Origin of the sequence: Streptomyces sp. NBC_01808, from assembly GCF_035917395.1 — a bacterium.
Taxonomy (GTDB): Bacteria; Actinomycetota; Actinomycetes; order Streptomycetales; family Streptomycetaceae; genus Streptomyces.
This window is the reverse complement of the sequence record NZ_CP109072.1, coordinates 923,900-940,733: the sequence shown is the minus strand read 5'-3', so window position 1 is coordinate 940,733 and position 16,834 is coordinate 923,900. Positions and strand designations below refer to the sequence as shown.

15 protein-coding genes are annotated in these 16,834 nt (G+C 74.0%); 11 read left to right on the top strand and 4 right to left on the bottom strand.

Going from position 1 to position 16,834, the window contains the following annotated elements; translation table 11 throughout:
* The first annotated feature begins 185 nt into the window (after positions 1-185).
* Positions 186-2,177 (top strand): N-acetylmuramoyl-L-alanine amidase, encoded by a 1,992-nt coding sequence (locus OG946_RS03745; RefSeq protein WP_326794738.1) that lies wholly within the window; start codon positions 186-188, stop codon positions 2,175-2,177.
* A gap of 91 nt (positions 2,178-2,268) precedes the next feature.
* On the opposite strand, the gene OG946_RS03740 is transcribed toward OG946_RS03745, so the two are convergent.
* Positions 2,269-3,279: an LCP family protein gene (locus tag OG946_RS03740; RefSeq protein ID WP_326794737.1), complete on the bottom strand. Its 1,011-nt coding sequence runs from the start codon at positions 3,277-3,279 to the stop codon at positions 2,269-2,271.
* A 267-nt stretch (positions 3,280-3,546) separates the two neighbouring features.
* Between OG946_RS03740 and OG946_RS03735 the strand changes: the two genes are divergently transcribed.
* The 5 genes from OG946_RS03735 (at position 3,547) to OG946_RS03715 (ending at position 8,856) form a co-directional block, all read left to right on the top strand.
* Positions 3,547-5,151, top strand: coding sequence for an ABC transporter substrate-binding protein (locus tag OG946_RS03735; RefSeq protein WP_326794736.1), 1,605 nt, complete (start codon positions 3,547-3,549; stop codon positions 5,149-5,151).
* A gap of 20 nt (positions 5,152-5,171) precedes the next feature.
* On the top strand, positions 5,172-6,137 hold the full coding sequence (locus OG946_RS03730; protein WP_326800135.1) for an ABC transporter permease: 966 nt from the start codon (positions 5,172-5,174) through the stop codon (positions 6,135-6,137).
* On the top strand, positions 6,130-7,056 hold the full coding sequence (locus tag OG946_RS03725; protein WP_326794735.1) for an ABC transporter permease: 927 nt from the start codon (positions 6,130-6,132) through the stop codon (positions 7,054-7,056). Before OG946_RS03730 ends, OG946_RS03725 begins: the two co-directional genes overlap by 8 nt.
* A gap of 95 nt (positions 7,057-7,151) precedes the next feature.
* Positions 7,152-8,165, top strand: coding sequence for an ABC transporter ATP-binding protein (locus tag OG946_RS03720; RefSeq protein WP_326800134.1), 1,014 nt, complete (start codon positions 7,152-7,154; stop codon positions 8,163-8,165).
* Positions 8,155-8,856: an ABC transporter ATP-binding protein gene (locus tag OG946_RS03715; RefSeq protein ID WP_326794734.1), complete on the top strand. Its 702-nt coding sequence runs from the start codon at positions 8,155-8,157 to the stop codon at positions 8,854-8,856. Before OG946_RS03720 ends, OG946_RS03715 begins: the two co-directional genes overlap by 11 nt.
* Positions 8,857-8,893: 37 nt before the next feature.
* On the opposite strand, the gene OG946_RS03710 is transcribed toward OG946_RS03715, so the two are convergent.
* Positions 8,894-9,622: a haloacid dehalogenase type II gene (locus OG946_RS03710; RefSeq protein WP_326794733.1), complete on the bottom strand. Its 729-nt coding sequence runs from the start codon at positions 9,620-9,622 to the stop codon at positions 8,894-8,896.
* On the bottom strand, positions 9,619-10,431 hold the full coding sequence (locus tag OG946_RS03705; RefSeq protein ID WP_326794732.1) for an SAM-dependent methyltransferase: 813 nt from the start codon (positions 10,429-10,431) through the stop codon (positions 9,619-9,621). Before OG946_RS03705 ends, OG946_RS03710 begins: the two co-directional genes overlap by 4 nt.
* A 138-nt stretch (positions 10,432-10,569) precedes the next feature.
* On the opposite strand from OG946_RS03705, the gene OG946_RS03700 reads away from it, so the two are divergent.
* Together OG946_RS03700 and OG946_RS03695 are read left to right on the top strand one after the other, a co-directional pair.
* Positions 10,570-11,418, top strand: coding sequence for an ATP-binding cassette domain-containing protein (locus OG946_RS03700; protein ID WP_326794731.1), 849 nt, complete (start codon positions 10,570-10,572; stop codon positions 11,416-11,418).
* Entirely contained in the window at positions 11,415-12,086 is a 672-nt protein-coding gene (locus OG946_RS03695) for an ABC transporter (protein ID WP_326794730.1), read from the top strand. Before OG946_RS03700 ends, OG946_RS03695 begins: the two co-directional genes overlap by 4 nt.
* 14 nt (positions 12,087-12,100) lie before the next feature.
* Here the strand turns inward: OG946_RS03695 and OG946_RS03690 are convergent, their stop codons facing one another.
* Positions 12,101-13,303: an anhydro-N-acetylmuramic acid kinase gene (locus OG946_RS03690; protein ID WP_326794729.1), complete on the bottom strand. Its 1,203-nt coding sequence runs from the start codon at positions 13,301-13,303 to the stop codon at positions 12,101-12,103.
* A 298-nt stretch (positions 13,304-13,601) separates the two neighbouring features.
* Between OG946_RS03690 and OG946_RS03685 the strand changes: the two genes are divergently transcribed.
* Genes OG946_RS03685 through OG946_RS03675 form a run of 3 tightly spaced genes read left to right on the top strand, consistent with a single transcriptional unit; the run spans position 13,602 to position 16,758 of the window.
* A complete protein-coding gene (locus OG946_RS03685) occupies positions 13,602-14,966 on the top strand; it encodes an ABC transporter substrate-binding protein (RefSeq protein ID WP_326794728.1) in 1,365 nt (454 codons plus the stop codon).
* Entirely contained in the window at positions 14,963-15,931 is a 969-nt protein-coding gene (locus OG946_RS03680) for a carbohydrate ABC transporter permease (protein WP_326794727.1), read from the top strand. Before OG946_RS03685 ends, OG946_RS03680 begins: the two co-directional genes overlap by 4 nt.
* A 14-nt stretch (positions 15,932-15,945) precedes the next feature.
* Positions 15,946-16,758: a carbohydrate ABC transporter permease gene (locus tag OG946_RS03675; protein WP_326794726.1), complete on the top strand. Its 813-nt coding sequence runs from the start codon at positions 15,946-15,948 to the stop codon at positions 16,756-16,758.
* The last annotated feature ends 76 nt before the right edge of the window (positions 16,759-16,834 follow it).

Here is a 16,834-nt window from a genome sequence, read left to right as displayed (position 1 = left end):
CGGCCCCGAGCCGCGGCCGGCCGTCGACATCGGTCTGGACCAGTGCCGCCGCGCAGTTGGGCGGCAGCCGGGCTGACGTGCAACTTTCGTGCCCCTGGGAGGGATTGACGGGCGCGTGACCGACTCGGTACCCCTGATACGCACCGCACGCGCACGACCTCGTCCCGACCCCCTGAGGAGTCCCGTTGCCTCCCACCCCAGCCACCCGCCTGCGTGTGAACCTGCGAAGACGACCCTGGGCGACCGCCGCCGTCGCCGCCGGCCTGCTGCTGCCGCTGACCTCGGCGTCCCTCCCGGCCGCCGCCGGCGGCGGCGAGGACGCGGCGGCGCCCGCGACCCGGCAGGCGGCGTACGCCGCGGCGGCCGACGAGTACGGCGTGCCGGAGAGCGTGCTGCTCGGCGTGTCGTACCTGGAGTCCCGCTGGGACACCCACGCCGGCGAGCCGAGCACCGACGCCGGCTACGGCCCCATGCACCTGACCGACGCGCCCACCGTGCTCGCCGAGGACCACCACGGCGGCACCGCCGAGGACCCCCGCGGCGACACCGAAAGGCCCGTCGGCGACGAGACGTTCGGCCCCGCGCTCACCACGCTGTACGCGGCCGCCGAGCTGACCGGCACCGACGCGGCGACGCTGCGCGCGAAGCCCGCGGAGAACATCGCCGGCGGCGCCGCGCTGCTGGCCGCGTACCAGGAGGACCTGGGCGCGCCGGCCTCGGCCGACCCGGCCGACTGGTACGGCGCGGTGGCGAAGTACGCGGGCGCCGCGTACGAGCAGGACGCCGCGACGTTCGCCGACGAGGTGTACGCGACCATCCGCGACGGCGCCGCCCGCACCACCGACGACGGCCACGCCGTCCGGCTCGCGGGCGACCCGTCCGTGGCGCCGCAGCAGCGGTGGCTCGGCGAACTCGGCCTGCCGCGGCTGGCGGACGAGGAAGTGGAGTGCCCGGACCGGCTCGGCTGCGAGTGGATCCCGGCGACGTACCGCCAGACCAACCCGGACAACATCCAGGCGTACGTCAACCACGACAAAGCCGACCGGCCGCGCGACCAGAAGATCGAGTACATCGTCATCCACGACACCGAGGGCCGCTACCCGGGTGTCATCAACCTGGTCCAGGACCCCAAGCGCGCGGCGAGCTGGCAGTACACGCTGCGCAGCTCCGACGGCCACATCGCCCAGCACGTCAAGCACAAGGACGTCGCCTGGCAGGCGGGCAACTGGAACATCAACGCCAAGTCCATCGGCCTGGAGCACGAGGGCTTCGCCAAGGACCAGGGCACCTGGTACACCGAGGCGATGATGCGCAGTTCGGCGACGCTGGTGCGCTACCTGGCGGCCGAGTACGACATCCCGCTGGACCGCACGCACATCATCGGCCACGACAACGTGCCCGGCACCACCACGCCGAACATCGCCGGCATGCACTGGGACCCGGGCCCGTACTGGGACTGGGAGCGCTACTTCGAGCTGCTGAAGGCCCCGCTGCGCAGCCCGGGCGGGTTCTCGAAGTCGATGGTGATGATCAAGCCGGACTTCGCGGAGAACAAGCCGCAGTTCACCGGCTGCAGCTACGAGGAGGGCTCCGACCCGAAGGAGCCGTGCCCGCTCGCGCCCTCGTCGTCGGTGATCCTGCACTCGCAGCCCGACGCGGACTCCCCGCTGCTGGCGGACGTCGGTCTGCACCCCGACGGCCGGGCGTCCGACATGCACGTCTCGGACGTCGGCAGCAGGGCCTCGGCCGGGCAGTCGTACGCGGTGGCCGGGCGCAAGGGCGACTGGGTGGCGATCTGGTACCACGGCCTGAAGGGCTGGTTCCACAACCCGGCGGGCGCGCGGGTCGCCGACTACACCGCCGGGAAGATCGTCACGCCCAAGCCGGGCAAGGAGTCGGTGCCGGTCTACGGCCGGGCGTACCCGGAACAGGCGGCGTACCCGCCGGAGATCCCCTACCAGCCGATCTCGGCGCACCCGTACGAGTTCAAGGCCGGCCAGGCGTACTCCTACGGCGGCACGGTTCCCGGCGAGTACTACCGCGCCGTGTCCTTCGACGGCTCCGCACCCGGGGACCGCACGGTGGTCCGCGGCAAGACGAAGTACCACATCATCCAGATCGGGCACCGCATCGGCTTCGTCAACGCCGATGACGTGACCGTGCGCCGGGTCCTCTGACCCGTCGCGCACCGCGGCGCCGCCGGTCCCATGCCCGGCGGCGCCGCTCGCGTGCGCGCCCCTGTCCCGCCCGTTGTGCGCGCCCCGTGCGTCAGTCGCAGTCCATACGGTCGCCGGGGGCGACCCGGCCCGTCCAGTCGAAGCCGCCGCGCGGTCCCCGCTCGTCGCCCGGTGCCAGCCTGCGGTCGGCGGCCAGCCGCCGGAACATGGCGCGGGCCCGCTCCTCGTTCCACTTCACCGCCGAGCCCCACTCGCCCGCCGGGTGGCTGATGCTCGCCAGCGGCACGGTCGCGAACTCCACGTTCCGCAGGCGCAGATCCCGCGCCTTCCAGCCCAGCGCCAGCATGTCGGCCACGCTGGTGCGGGGGCCCGGGCGGAGCCCGCGGGCGACCTCGCCGACGAGCGCGCCCAGCCTCGGCGGATCCGCCGGCGTGCCCGCGGCCAGATGCCGCCCGGCGATGCCGGCGACCAGCCGCTGCTGGCGGCGTACGCGGTCGATGTCGCCATGCCCGCGGTGCCGGGTGCGGACGTACTGCAGCGCCCCGACGCCGTCGAGGTGGTGCTTCCCGGGCTTGAGGTCGATGCCCGAGTTCTTGTCGCGCATCGGCTCCTTCGTACATACCGGTGCGCCGCCGAGTGCGTCGACCGCCTGGACGAAGCCCTTGAAGCGCGCCTGCAGATAGTGGTCGATGTCCAGCCCGGTGGCGCGCTCCACGGTGCGCGTCAGCAGGTCAGGACCGCCGTGCTGCAGGACGGTGTTGATCTTGCCAGAGTGGGCGGTGGGTCCCGCGCCGTCGTCGTGCGGCGCGAACGGGACATAGGAGTCGCGGGGGAGACTGACGACGCTCGCGCGCAGGCCGTGGGCCGACAGGTGCACGACCATGACGACGTCGGCGCAGCGGCAGGCCGCGCCGCCCGCGTGCCAACGGCTCTTCTCCTCCTCGGTCAGCCCGGCGCGCGAGTCGCTGCCGACGACGAGGACGTTGGTGCCCGTGGCGCCCGACGCGGGCGCGGCGGCGAGCGCCCAGCCGTAGCCGGAGCCGGCGAGCACGGCCAGGCAGGCGCCGCCGGCGAGGGTGCGGGACAGCGGGGGGAGCGCCATAGGGGTCCTTCCCGGTGAGGTACGGGACACCGGATGCTACGGGGCATAATGCCCCGCAATATCCGTAAAACCCGCCGTGTCCCGCCCCGGGCCACCCGGTCGACGCAAGGAGCGGGGCCGCTCGGTCCGGCACCGGCCGCTGACCTTGGCGGACCGTGCGCACGTCGGGTGCCCGCGGAGTGGACTCCTCATTGCGCCGTACACCGATCATGGGTTCTAATTGCAAACTGTTCGCAATAACAGTCTGCCTTCAACAGGGGAGTGGGCATGTCAGTCCGCGGCATACGCGCAGCGGTCTCGGTCACGGCGGCAGCGGCGGTGCTCGCGGGGGCCGCCGCCTGCTCGAACCCGGACGCCGACGACGACTCCGGCGGCTCCGGCGGGAACGGCACCACCGCCGTCATCGGCGTCGCCAACGAGCCCGACACCCTCAGCCCGCTCCTCGGCTACGGCAAGGACGGCAACTCCAAGCTCTTCGACGGCCTCCTCGCCCGCGACGGCGACATGGAGCTGAAGCCCGCCCTCGCCCGCGCGCTGCCCGAGATCACCGACGGCGGCACCACGTACACGTACGAGCTGCGCGACGACGTGACGTTCAGCGACGGCGAGCCCTTCACCGCCGCCGACGTCGTCTTCACCTACGAGACCATCCTCGACCCCGGCACCAACAACGCCTCCAAGGGCGACCTGGAAGCCGTCGAGAGCGTCGAGGCCGAGGGGGACGACACCGTCGTCTTCACCCTGAAGTACCCCTACGCGCCCTTCGCCGAGCGCACCGTGCTGCCCATCGCGCCCGAGCACGTCGCCGGCAAGGGCGACGTCAACACCGGTGCGTTCAACACCGAGCCCATCGGCACAGGACCGTACGTCCTGGACAACTGGCGCAGGGGCGAGAAGCTCACCTTCTCCGCCAACCCCGGCTACTGGGGCGGCAAGCCGAAGGTGAAGAAGCTGACCATGGCGATCATCGCCGACGACGACATCCGCGCCACCCGGCTGCGCTCCGGCGACCTCGACGGCGCCATCCTGCCGCCGAACCTCGCCAAGACCTTCGCCGAGGACGACGGCAAGCAGACGCTGGCCGCCACCACCACCGACCACCGCGCCGTCACGCTGCCCACGGCCAACCCCGTCACCGGCGACATCGCCATCCGCCGCGCGCTCGACGTGGCCGTCGACCGGGGGGCGATGGTCGACAAGCTGCTGGAGGGCCGGGGCAAGGCGGCGTACGGTCCTGTGCCCACCGACAGCGAGTGGTTCGCCAAGGGCACCGAGCGCCCCTACGACACCGAGCTGGCCGAGAAGATCCTCGACGACGCCGGCTGGCGCGCGGAAGACGGCGGCATCCGCGAGAAGGACGGGCAGCGCGCCTCGTTCACCCTCTACTACCCCTCCGGCGACAAGCTCCGCCAGGAGCACGCCCTCGCCTTCGCCGGCGACGCCAAGAAGGTCGGCATCGAGGCCAGGGTGGAGAGCGGCACGTGGGAGGTCATCGAGCCGCGGATGGGCGAGGACGCCGTGCTCGCCGGGGGCGGCAGCCCCGCCGACCCCGACTTCGACCTCTACCCGATGCTCTACTCCGAGCTGGCCGGCCAGGGCTTCAACAACATGGCCTCGTACGAGAACCAGGACGTCGACACCGCCCTCGTCGAGGGCAGGGAGAGCGGCGACAAGGCCGAGCGCAAGCGGGCGTACGACAAGGTGCAGCAGGAACTCACCGAGAACCCGGGCTACATCTTCCTCACCCACATCGACCACATCTACGTCATCGCCGACACCTGGCGCGGCCTGACCACCCAGGTCGAGCCGCACGAGCACGGCTTCGGCAGCGGTCCCTGGTGGAACGTCGAGAGCTGGCAGCCCGCGTCGTGACCGGGCTGCCGCTGGCCCCGATGACGCGGATGGCCGGGCGGCGGCTGCTGTACGCCGTCCCCGTCCTGCTGGCCGTCACCTTCGGGGTGTTCGCCATCGCCGCCGCCTCGCCGTTCGACCCGGTGAAGGCGTACGCGGGCACCGCCGGGTTCAGCGCCTCCGAGGAGGCACTGGACCAGCTCCGCGACAGCCTCGGCGCCGACGATCCGTTCGTCACCCGCTGGTGGGACTGGCTGTCCGCCGTCGTCACCGGCGACCTCGGCCAGTCGACCAGCATGCGCCAGCCGGTCGCCGACGTCATCGGCGAGCGCATCGGCTGGACGGTGCTGCTCTGCGCGGTCGCGTTCGCCGTCGCCATCGTCGTCGGCACGCTGCTCGGCGTGCTCGCCGCCCGCCGCCGCGGCGGGCTGCTCGACCGGGCCGTCACCTCCGTCGCGTACGCGCTGGAGGCGGCGCCGCCGTTCTGGCTCGGGCTGCTCGCCGTCTGGCTTTTCGCGCTCCAGCTCGACGCGCTGCCGGCCGGCGGACTCACCGACACCGGCACGGACGTCGTCACCTTCGGGCAGGTCGCCGAGCACGTGCTGCTGCCCGCGTCGGTGCTCGCCGTCTCGCAGATGCCGTGGTTCGTCCTCTACGTCCGCCAGGGCGTCGGCGACGCGCTGGACGAGGACCCCGTGCGCGGCGCCCGCTCCCGCGGGCTCGCCGAGCGCACCGTGCTGCTGGGGCACGCGCTGCGCTCCGGGCTGCTGCCCGTGCTCACCCTGATCGGCACCCGGGTGCCGGAGCTGATCACCGGCGCGCTGCTCATCGAGACCGTCTTCAGCTGGCCGGGGATCGCCGCGGCCACCGTCGAGGCCGCCACGTCCGTCGACTTCCCGCTGCTCGCCGCGCTGACCGTGCTGGCGACGGCGGCGGTGCTCCTCGGCAACCTGCTGTCCGACCTGTTGTACGGACTCGCCGACCCGAGAGTGGGCTTCGATGGCTGAGGCACCAGAGGCACCAGAGGCCGTACGGAAGCCGGGCGCGCCCCCCGGGCCGCCGGACGCGACCCGCTGGCGCACCCGCGGCACCGGCCGCAAGTCGGTGCGTACGCTGCGCGTCCGCACCTCCGCCGCGGTCGTCGCGCTCGCCGTGCTGGCGGTGCTCGTCGTACCGCCGCTGGTCCAACTCGACCAGCAGGCCGTCGACATCGGCAACAAGCTCGCCGCCCCGTCCCTCTCCCACCTCTTCGGCACCGATGACGTCGGCCGCGACGTGCTGCTGCGCTGTGTCTACGGGCTGCGCGTCTCGCTGCTCGTCGGAGTGGTCGCCGCGCTCGTCGCCACCGTCGTCGGCACCGCCGTCGGGGCACTGGCCGGCGCGCTCGGCGGGCACGTCGACCGGGCCGTGATGCGGCTCGTGGACGTCTTCGCCTCCGTACCGCACCTGCTGCTCGGCATCTTCATCGTCGCCCTCTTCCAGCCCGGGGTGTGGCCGGTCGTCGCCTCCGTGGGGCTGACGCACTGGGTGTCGACCTGCCGCATCGTGCGTGCCGAGGTGCTGTCGCTGCGCGGCCGGCCGTTCGTGGACGCGGCCGTCTCCGGCGGCGCCTCGCGCACCCGGGTCGCGATCCGCCACCTCGTGCCCGGGGTGCTGCCGCAGGCGGGGCTCGCGGCGGTGCTGATGGTGCCGCACGCCGTCTGGCACGAGTCGGCGCTGTCGTTCCTCGGCCTCGGGCTGCCGCCGCACCAGGCGAGCCTGGGCGCGATGGTCCAGGGCGCGCGCGGCTCGCTGCTGGCGGGGGACTGGTGGCCCACGCTCTTCCCCGGCCTGTTCATCATCATCCCGACCCTCGCCGTCGCCGGCCTGGCCGGCGCGTGGCGGGAGCGGCTGAACCCGCGCCGCCGATCGGAGCTGACGCTGTGACGGACCGTACGGATCGCCAACTCCACGACAGCCACGCCGAACACGACGACCACAGGGACCGCGCCGCCGCCGCGCCGCTGCTGGCCCTCGACCGGATGTCGGTCCGCTTCCGGATGCCCCGCGGCCGGTACGTCGCGGCCGTCACCGACGTCTCCCTCGCCCTCGCCCCCGGCGAGTGCGTCGCGCTCGTCGGCGAGAGCGGCTGCGGCAAGTCCGTCCTCGCCTCGGCGCTCCTCGGGCTGCTGCCCGAGAACGCCGAGACCGCCGGCACCGCGCACCTCGGCGAACTGGAGCTGCTGGGCGCCGAGGAGGCGGAGCTGGCCCGCCGGGTACGGGGCCGCCGCGTCGGCCTCATCCCGCAGTCCCCGGCCGCGCACCTCACGCCCGTACGGACCGTGCGCTCCCAGCTCCAGGAGGTCGTCCACGAGCTGACGGACACCCGCAAGGCGGGGCTGCGCGCGGCCGCGGAAGAGGCCGCGGAGCGGGCCGCGTTCCCCGCCGACCACCTCGACCGCTACCCGCACGAACTCTCCGGCGGCCTCGCCCAGCGCGCCGCCACCGCCCTCGCCCTCGTCAGCCGCCCGCCGCTGCTCCTCGCCGACGAGCCGACCACCGGGCTCGACCGCGACCTCGTCGAGCGCACCGTCGACGAGCTGCGCCGCCAGGTCGACGACGGGCACGGGCTGCTGATGATCACCCACGACCTGGCCGCCGCGGAGCGGATCGCGGACCGGGTGGCGGTGATGTACGCCGGGCGGATCGTCGAACTCGCCGACGCCGCCGCCTTCTTCGGCGCCCCCGGGCCCCGGCACCCGTACGCCCGCGGCCTCCTCGACGCCCTCCCGGAGCGCGCCTTCACGCCGATCCCCGGGCTGCCGCCGGAGCTGGGCGCGCTGCCGCCGGGCTGCGCGTTCGCGCCGCGGTGCGCGTACACGACGGCCGCCTGCGCGGCGCTGCCTGCCCTGACGGCGGGCGTCGCCTGCCACCACCCGCTGTCCGCCGCGACCGTACCGCCGGAGAAGCCTGCGAGCGCCGGGGCGCAGCAGGTGCCGGCGCCGCGGAGCGACGAGCCGGGATCCCCGCAGCCGGAGGCCGTCGATGCCCGCTGAAGCCCCGCCCCCGCTGCAACTCCGCGCCGTCACCGCCGGATACGACCGCCGCGCCCCCGTCGTCCGCGACGTCTCCTTCACCCTCGCCCCCGGCGAGGCCGCCGGGCTCCTCGGCCCCAGCGGCTGCGGCAAGTCCACCCTCGCCCGCGTCGCCGCCCTGCTGCACCGCCCGGACGCCGGCGAGGTGCTGCTCGACGGCGCGCCCGTACGCGGCTGGCGCCACCGCGCCCCCCGCGCGCAGCGCACCGCCTTCGGCGTCGTCTTCCAGCAGCCCCGCCTCGCCGCCGACCCGCGGCTGACGCTGGCCGCCCTGATCGGCGAGCCGCTGCGTGCCACCGGCCGCCGCGCGGAGGCACCGTCCCGTACCGGGGAACTCGCCGCACTCGTCGGCCTCACCCCCGACCTGCTGGCCCGCCGGCCGCACGAGGTCAGCGACGGCCAGCTCCAACGCGCCTGCCTCGCCCGCGCGCTGGCGTTGCGCCCCCGGATCCTGGTGTGCGACGAGATGACGGCGATGCTCGACGCCTCCACCACCGCGGCGCTGGTCGCGGCGGTCGAGGACTACCGCCGCACCTCGGGCGCCGCGCTGCTGGCCGTGGGGCACGACCGGACGCTGCTGGAGCGCTGGTGCGACCGCACGGTCGCCTGGGAGGAACTGGCCCCGGAGGCGAAGCCCGCGCCGAGTGGCTGATTGCTTTCGTACGGACGGACGGTGCGTGAAGGAGCCGTTACGGACAGCCCAACGCGTCGGCCAGGCCGGTGAAGTCCCGCGCCGCGACATCGCCCGGCACGTCCGCGTCCGCCCCGCCCGCCGGGCCCTTCTCCAGCGGGCGGGAGACGAACGCCGTCCTGAGCCCCGCGCCGCGCGCGCCCGCCAGGTCCCAGCCGTGGCACGCCACCATCAGCAGCTCGCCCGGCGCCACGTCCAGCAGCCGCGCGGCGGTCAGATACGGCGCCGGGTCCGGCTTGTAGCGCTGCGCCAGCTCGGCGGAGAGGATGCAGTCGAACGGCAGCCCCGCCGCCTTCACCAGGTGGGTCAGCAGCGCGAAGCCGCCGTTGGACAGCGCCGCCACCACGTACCGGCCGCGCAGCCGCGCAAGGCCCGCGGCCGCGTCCTCCCAGGCGGGCAGCCGGTGCCAGGCGCGTACCAGCTCGGCGCGGTCGGCGTCGTCGAAGGCGGCGCCGACGCCGTGGCGTTCGAGCAGCTCGTCCAGCGACTCGCGGTGCAGCACGTCGAGATACGCCCACGCCCGCTCGCCGCCGTTGACCCGGCCCATCGACGGCAGGTACATCTCCCGCCACTCGTCGGCGAAGCCGGCGCCGTCCAGCTCCACGCCGCGCCGCCGCGCCAGGTGCGCCACCTGCTCCGCGACGCCCGTGCGCCAGTCGACGGTGGTGCCGAAGATGTCGAACGCGACGGCCCGTACCGACCCCGGATCGAACTCCGCTCCCGTCATGCGCTTCCCGCCTTCCGTCCCACGCCGCCGAACAGGTCGAGCGGCTCCGGCTCTCCGCCGCCGTCCGGCCGCCACCGCGGGCACGACACGACACCGGGCGGCAGCAGTTCCAGGCCGGTGAAGAAACCTTCGATCTCCTCCGGCGTGCGCAGCACGTACGGCACCGCGCCGCTCCTGTTGTACGCGTCCTGCGCCCGCCTGGCTTCCGGGTGCACCACGCCCGTCCCGTCGTTGAGCGCCAGATGGCTGCCCGCGGGGAGCGCGCCGACCAGCCGCATCACGATCCGGCGCGCCTCGTCGTAGTCCGCGACGTGCCCCAGGATCCCGCTGAGGACCAGCCCCACCGGCTCGTCGAAGTCCAGCGTCTTCGCCGCGCTCGCCAGCACCGCGTCCGGGTCGTGCACGTCGGCGTTCACGTAGTCGCACACCCCGGTCGGCCGGGAGACCAGCAGGGCGCGCGCGTGCGCGAGGACCATCGGGTCGTTGTCGACGTAGACGACCCGCGCCGACGGGTGCACCGCCTGCGCCACCTCGTGCGTGTTCTGGGCCGTCGGCAGCCCGGTGCCGATGTCGAGGAACTGGCGTGTCCCTGCCTCGGCCGCCAGGTAGCGCAGGGTGCGGGCGAGGAAGGCCCGGGAGGCGCGGGCGACGTCGACGATGGCGGGTGAGGCCCGTACGTACGCCTCACCCGCGAGCCGGTCGACGCGGTAGTTGTCGCTGCCGCCGAGCCAGTAGTTCCAGATACGCGCCGACTGCGGCACGGTGGTGTCTATCACCGGCGCTCTTCCGCCGCCATCTGCGTCCCCCATCAGCACTCTCCCACCACCAGTCGCGCTTGAAGCCCCACAAAGTAGTCCAACGGCCTGTGCACCGTAAGCGATCCGGCCACCCGGGCGCACGCCAGTGCGGTCGCCGCGGGTGCGGCCACCGTGGGATCATCCGGGTCCATGAGGCTGGACGGCGTCGGGCGGCGCTACGGCAGACGCGGCCCCTGGGTGCTGCGCGGGGTCGACCTGCGGGTGCCGCCGGGTGCGCTCGTACGCGTCGAAGGGGCCAACGGCGGCGGCAAGTCGACGCTGCTGCGGCTGCTGGCCGGCATCGACCTGCCCAGCGCCGGGCGCGTCGCCGACCGCCCCGCGCGCACGGCGTACGTGCCGGAGCGCTTCCCCGCCGCCCTGCCGCTGACGGCGCTCGGCTACCTGACGCACCTGGGCCGGGTGCAGGGGCTGCGCGGTGCCGAGGCGCGGCGGCGGGCGGGGGAGTGGCTGGCGCGGTTCGGGGCGGGGGAGTCGGCGCGTACGCCGCTGGACGAGCTGTCGAAGGGCGGCAGCCAGAAGGTCGCGGTGGCGCAGGCGCTGCTCGCGGAGCCGGAGCTGCTGGTGCTCGACGAGGCGTGGACCGGGCTGGACGCGGGCGCGCGGGCGGAGCTGGACGCGGCGGTGGCCGAACGGCTGGCGGCGGGCGGGGCGGTGGTGTTCGTCGACCACGACCCGCGGCGGCTGGCGGACGTGCCGTACGCCGCCTACCGCGCCGGCGGCGGGCGGGTCGTCGCCCGTCCCGCGGGCGGAGCCCCGGCGGTGGTGGTCGAGGCGGTCGGGCCGCCGGGCGCGCGCGTGCCCGGCGACCTGCCGGGGGCGCCGCTGTGCGAGGAACTGCCCGGCGGCGGCTGCCGGCTGACGGTGCCCGCCGCGCACTCCGACGCCCTGCTGCGGGCGCTGCTCGGCGCACGCCCCGGCTGGCACATCCGCGGCGTGCACCCCCTGCCGTACGCGCGGGAGGAGGACCCGGCGCCGTGACCGCGCTCGTGCGCTACCAACTCGCCCTGCTCGCCAGGTCGCACCGCTGGCTGCCGCCGCTGCTGGTGTACGCGGCGGCCGTGGCCGTCGGCGTCCAGCCCGGGCAGGCGGTGCTGGACTCGCTCGGGGTGGCCGCGGCGGCGGTGCTGCCGGTCGCCGCGTGGCTCGTGCGGGTCTGCACCGGCGTGGAGCCGCCCGCCGCACGGGCCTGCCTGGCCGCGGCCGCGGGCCCGGCGCGGGCCCATCTGGCAAGCCTGGCCGCGGCGTTCGCGGCGGCGTGCGCGCTGGGTGCGGCGGGCGTGGCCTTCGTCGTGCTCGTCAGCGACGCGCACGGCTCTGACCGGGCCTCGGAGACCGCCGTCCCCGTCGCGGCGGCCGCGGGCGCGGGGCTGCTGGCGACGCTGACCTGCACGCTGCTGGGGACGGCGGTGGGTGCGCTGTGCAACCGGCCGCTGCTGCGCAGCCGGGCGTGGACCGTGCCTGCGACGCTCGTCGGCGCGGGGGCGGTGCTGGTGGCGGCCGGCTCCCCGGCGAACGCCGCGGTGACCGGCCTGGTCAGCGGCTCCCGCGCGGCGGAGGTACCGCTGCCGTTGCTGCCCCTGACGGGCGCCGCCCTCGCGGCGGCGGTGACGGCGGCACTGGCGGCGGCGCTGAGCGCCCGGCGCTGACCGGCCCCCCGGCCTCACACCACCCGCAGCCGCACCGGCGCCTGCGCCGCCGGCTCCGGCAGCCGTAGCGGCCGGGCGCCGGGGGTGATCGAGCCCAGCAGCGCCGCCTCGCGCGCGCCCGTCGCCGAGGGGACCGACGCCGGCAGGCCGCACACCGTCAGAAAGCCGAGCAGCGCGAAGAGATACCCCTCCTTGCCCTGCGACGACAGCCCGTGGTCCTCCATCCGCGACACCAGCGCCGGCGCGCACAGCTCCGCCAGCCGCGCCATCAGCGCCGGGTTGCGCACCCCGCCGCCGGAGACGACCAGCTCCTCGACCCCGTACTCCCGGCACGCCGCCGCGACCAGCTCCGCGGTCAGCTCCGTGACGGTGGCCACCAGGTCGTCCAGCGCGGTCCTGGCGCCCGTCTCGGCCACCTGCTCGCGCAGGTACGCCCCGTGGAACAGCTCCTTGCCCGTCGACTTGGGCGCCGCCAGCGCGTAGTACGGCTCGGCCAGCAGCCGGCGCAGCAGCTCCCGGTCCACCGTGCCGCGCCGCGCTCGCGCGCCGTCGGTGTCCATCGTCTCCGCGCCGCCGGTGCCGTCGGCCACGGCCGCGTCGATGAGTGCGTTGGCGGGGCCCAGGTCGTACGCGACGACCTCGCCGGCGCCGCCGCGGACCGTGATGTTGGCGATGCCGCCGAGGTTCAGCGCCCCGCGCCGCGGTCCAGGACCTTCGCCGAGGAGGAGCAGCGCGTCGAGGGTGGAGGCGAGCGGGGCGCCCTGGCCGCCGCGGGCGATGTCGCGGGTGCGGACGTCGGAGACCACCGGCAGCCCGGTGGCCTCGGCGATCCAGGCGGCGTTGCCGAGCTGGAGGGTGCCGCGGGCGCGCCGGCCCTCGACCCAGTGGTAGAGGGTCTGGCCGTGCGAGACCACGAGGTCCGCGCGCCCGCCCGCCACCGCGTCGACCGCCTCGGCGGCCACCCGGCCGAAGAACCGGCCCAGTTCGGTGTCGAGCCGGCAGACCTCCGCCATCGTCGTCGCGGCCGGGGGCAGGGAGGCGGCGACGGCGCGGCGCAGTTCGCCAGGGAACGGGGCGCTGTGCAGGCCGCGGGGGTGCAGGAGCAGTTCGTCGCCGGCCAGGCGCAGGTCGCAGACGGCGGCGTCCACGGCGTCGTAGGAGGTGCCGCTGAGCAGGCCGACGACGGTGAGCGCGGGGGCGGGGTGCGGGTGGGTCATCGGGCCATTGTCGTCGGCGCGTTCGCGGGGGTGCGGGCGGCGTACGGCGGCGGCGTGGAGGTCGCAGGCCCGGCGGCCGGGTGCCGTCCTTGCGCAGAGGCGCGGCGACGGGCCTGCGACCCCGCTGGGCCAGAACTATACATTTCGGGCATTCCGTCACAAGGGGAAGCGCGGCCTGACTTGTCAGGCCGTCCGCTGAAATGTCACTGCAAGCCCATTGACGTCGGCCGTAGTCGGCCGTCAAGCTCTCTCCACTGCGTGTTAACGATAACACGAGAGCGACCAAGGGAGCCGCCCGATGTCAGGTCGTCATCCGCCGATCCCCCCGCCACCCGCCGACCCCCGCACGACCACCCCCCGCACGACCACCCCCGGCCCCGGCCGCTTCGACCGCCGTACCCTGCTCCGGGTCTCCGCGGCCGGCGCGGCCGTCACCGCCACCGGCGGACTGGCCGCCGCCTGCGGCAGCGCGTCCGGGAAGGGACCCGGCGAGGTCGCCATCCACGGCGACAACCCCGCCTGGGAGGCGCCGCTGCAGGCCGCCGGCCAGGCGCTCCAGTCCACCGCCGGCCTGCAGCTCGTACCCGAGGTGATCCCGTCCCTCGAGTCCTTCGAGCAGGTCGTGAAGTCCTCGCTCCGTACCCGGAAGACCCCCGACCTGCTCAAGTACTGGTCCGGCTACCGGCTGCGCGACCTCGCGCGCACCGGCGGCATCGAGGACCTGTCGCAGCAGTGGGAGGACGCCGAGTCCCGCGGCTGGGTCGAGCCCTCGCTGCGCGAGGCGTTCACCTACGGCGGCCGCGTCTACGGGCTGCCGATGAACCTCGCGTACTGGGTGATCTTCTACAACCCCGAGGTCTTCGCGGAGCACCGCCTCAAGAAGCCCGAGACCTGGGACGACTTCCTCACCGCCTGCTCCCGGCTGAAGGACAACGGCATCACCCCGCTGCACGGCACCACGGCCGGCCGCTGGCCCGCGTTCATCTGGTTCCAGGAGATCCTGAGCCGTCAGGACCCGCAGTTCTACGACGACCTGATGAACGGGCGCGAGCGCTACACCGACCCGCGCGCCGAACAGGCGCTGCGCACGATCGCCGGCTTCTTCGACAAGGACTGGTTCACCAGCATGGACGTGGACCACAACAACGCCGCCGCGTCCGTCCTCCACGGCGACATCGGCATGGTGGCCTGCGGCACCTGGCTGGGCGCCGTCTTCGCCGGCGCCGGCGCCAAGCCCGGCAAGACCCTCGACGCCTTCGTCCTGCCCATGGCCGACCCGGCCGCGCGCCCCTGCGTGATCTTCGAGTCCAGCGCCTTCGCCGTCACGGTCAAGGGCCCGGACAAGGAGGAGGCGCTGAAGGCCGCCGGCGGCTGGCTGCACCCCGAGGTCGCCACCGCCTTCGCGCACGGCCTCTCCGACAGCAGCCCCAACCCGAAGGTCACGCCCGCCAACGCGGTCATCGAGGGCGTGACGCGGCAGTCGAAAAACCTCTGGCTGCTCAACCGGTTCTGGGAACAGGGCCCGCCGGAACTCGTCGAGTCCACCGTGGACGACCTCGCGGGCATGCTCATCGAACCGCACTCGTACCGCAGCGGACTGCGGACCATGCAGGAGCGCGCCGACGAGGCGTGGAAGGTGTGGCGGGAGGCGGAGAAGTCATGACCGACACCGTGGGCACGGCGGAAGCCGCCAAGCCCGTACGCCTCCGCCGCCGCATACCCGTCCGCAGCCCGCACCAGGCCGCGAAGAACACGTCCACCCGCCGCATAGGAGGCCCGTTCGCCGGCGTCCCCTGGGCGCTGCCCGCGCTCGCCCTCGTCGGCGTGCTGCTCGTCTATCCCTTCCTCCGCAGCATCTACGGCAGCTTCTTCGAGGACAACGGCTTCACCAGCAGCTTCACCGGTATCGACAACTACACGCGGCTCGCCGAGGACCCGATCTTCGGCCGCTCGCTGCTCAACACCTTCATGTGGGTCGCCGGCACCCTGCTGCTGCCCGTCGTCGCCGGCCTCGCCATCGCGGTGGCCACCCACCGGATGCGCCGCTTCGGCGGACTCGCCCAGCTCGTCATCGTGCTCCCGTTCGCGATCTCCGGCGCCGCCACCGCCGCACTGTGGCGCTTCATGCTCACCACCGACGGCGCGGTCAACCAGATCCTGCGCGGCGTCGGCCTCGACTCCTGGGCGCAGAGCTGGCTGCTGGAGTGGCCGCAGAACACCATCTCGATGATCGTCGCCAGTACCTGGCAGGCCACCGGACTGAACGTCATCCTCTTCGCCATCGGCCTGCGCGCCATCCCGCGCGAGACGATCGAGGCCGCCGAGCTGGACGGCGCCACCGGCTGGCGGATGTTCCGCCACATCACGCTGCCGCAGTTGCGCGCCGTGACGGTCGTGGTCGTCGGCATGGCCATCGTCAACAGCCTCAAGGCGTTCGACATGATCTGGGTCCTCACCCAGGGCGGTCCCTCGCGCAGCTCCGAGACGCTGGCGCTGACCATGTACCGCGAGGCATTCCGCCTCTTCCACGTCGGGTACGGATCCGCCATCGCGCTCGTGCTCTCCGTGATCGTCGTCGCTTCCTCGTGGCTGTATCTCCGCCGCCAGATGCCCGGTGCCAAGGACTGAGAGGAGACACCGACATGGGACGCCACATGCGCAACCTCTTCGTCGCCGGCTGCGTGCTGCTCTGGCTGCTGCCGCTCTACCTGCTGATCGTCAACGCCCTCACCCCCGCCGCGGAGTACACGGGGTCCGTCGACTGGACCCCGCAGGGCTTCGCGATCTTCGACAACCTGAAGACCGCCTGGAGCGACGCCGGCATCGGCGACGGCTTCGCCAGCTCGATGCTGTACGCCGTCGTCTGCGGCGGGGTGGCCGTGGTGGTCGCGGCGATGGCCGCGTTCGCCGTCATCGTGCTGCCGATACCCAGGCCCGCCCTGTGGTTCTGGGTGATCTTCTCCGGGACGCTGTTCCCGCTGCAGATGTTCCTGGCCCCGCTGTTCGGCATGTACGCCGACGCCAACCTCTACGACACCCGCCTGGGCCTGATGCTCGTCTACGCGGCCTGGGCCATCCCCTTCGCGTTCTTCCTCATCCGCAACCAGATGACGACGATGCCGCCGGAGATCACCGAGGCCGCGATGCTCGACGGTGCGTCCATGCGCCGCATCTTCTGGCGCATCCACGTGCCGCTGATGCGCTCCGGGCTGGGCGCCGCGTTCATCTTCCAGTTCACCGCCGTCTGGAACGACCTGCTGTTCGGCATCACGCTCACCCGCAGCCCCGAGATCCAGCCGGTGATGGCGGCCCTCAACTCCCTCAACCAGGCGTACAGCTCGGCCGGGCCGCCGGTGATCCTCGCCGGCGCGTTCATCGTCTCGCTGCCCACGCTGCTGGTGTTCCTGGTGTTCCGCGGCCTGTTCCTGCGCGGCATCACCGCATCCGCCCGCTGACCCGCCCGACCGCCGACCGCCCGCCCACCGACCCGTCCGCCCGCCGACCCCTGCCCGGCCCACGAACCCGCCCGCA

Bases quoted from the DNA above. Each gene is read 5' to 3' on its own strand.
- OG946_RS03720 (WP_326800134.1), top strand. From the start codon at position 7,152: ATGTCGGTCCGCTTCCGGATGCCCCGCGGCCGGTACGTCGCGGCCGTC.
- OG946_RS03680 (WP_326794727.1), top strand. From the start codon at position 14,963: ATGACCGACACCGTGGGCACGGCGGAAGCCGCCAAGCCCGTACGCCTC.
- OG946_RS03675 (WP_326794726.1), top strand. From the start codon at position 15,946: ATGGGACGCCACATGCGCAACCTCTTCGTCGCCGGCTGCGTGCTGCTC.
- OG946_RS03730 (WP_326800135.1), top strand. From the start codon at position 5,172: ATGACGCGGATGGCCGGGCGGCGGCTGCTGTACGCCGTCCCCGTCCTG.
- OG946_RS03725 (WP_326794735.1), top strand. From the start codon at position 6,130: ATGGCTGAGGCACCAGAGGCACCAGAGGCCGTACGGAAGCCGGGCGCG.
- OG946_RS03690 (WP_326794729.1), bottom strand. From the start codon at position 13,303: ATGACCCACCCGCACCCCGCCCCCGCGCTCACCGTCGTCGGCCTGCTC.
- OG946_RS03700 (WP_326794731.1), top strand. From the start codon at position 10,570: ATGAGGCTGGACGGCGTCGGGCGGCGCTACGGCAGACGCGGCCCCTGG.
- OG946_RS03715 (WP_326794734.1), top strand. From the start codon at position 8,155: ATGCCCGCTGAAGCCCCGCCCCCGCTGCAACTCCGCGCCGTCACCGCC.
- OG946_RS03735 (WP_326794736.1), top strand. From the start codon at position 3,547: ATGTCAGTCCGCGGCATACGCGCAGCGGTCTCGGTCACGGCGGCAGCG.
- OG946_RS03705 (WP_326794732.1), bottom strand. From the start codon at position 10,431: ATGGGGGACGCAGATGGCGGCGGAAGAGCGCCGGTGATAGACACCACC.
- OG946_RS03685 (WP_326794728.1), top strand. From the start codon at position 13,602: ATGTCAGGTCGTCATCCGCCGATCCCCCCGCCACCCGCCGACCCCCGC.
- OG946_RS03710 (WP_326794733.1), bottom strand. From the start codon at position 9,622: ATGACGGGAGCGGAGTTCGATCCGGGGTCGGTACGGGCCGTCGCGTTC.
- OG946_RS03740 (WP_326794737.1), bottom strand. From the start codon at position 3,279: ATGGCGCTCCCCCCGCTGTCCCGCACCCTCGCCGGCGGCGCCTGCCTG.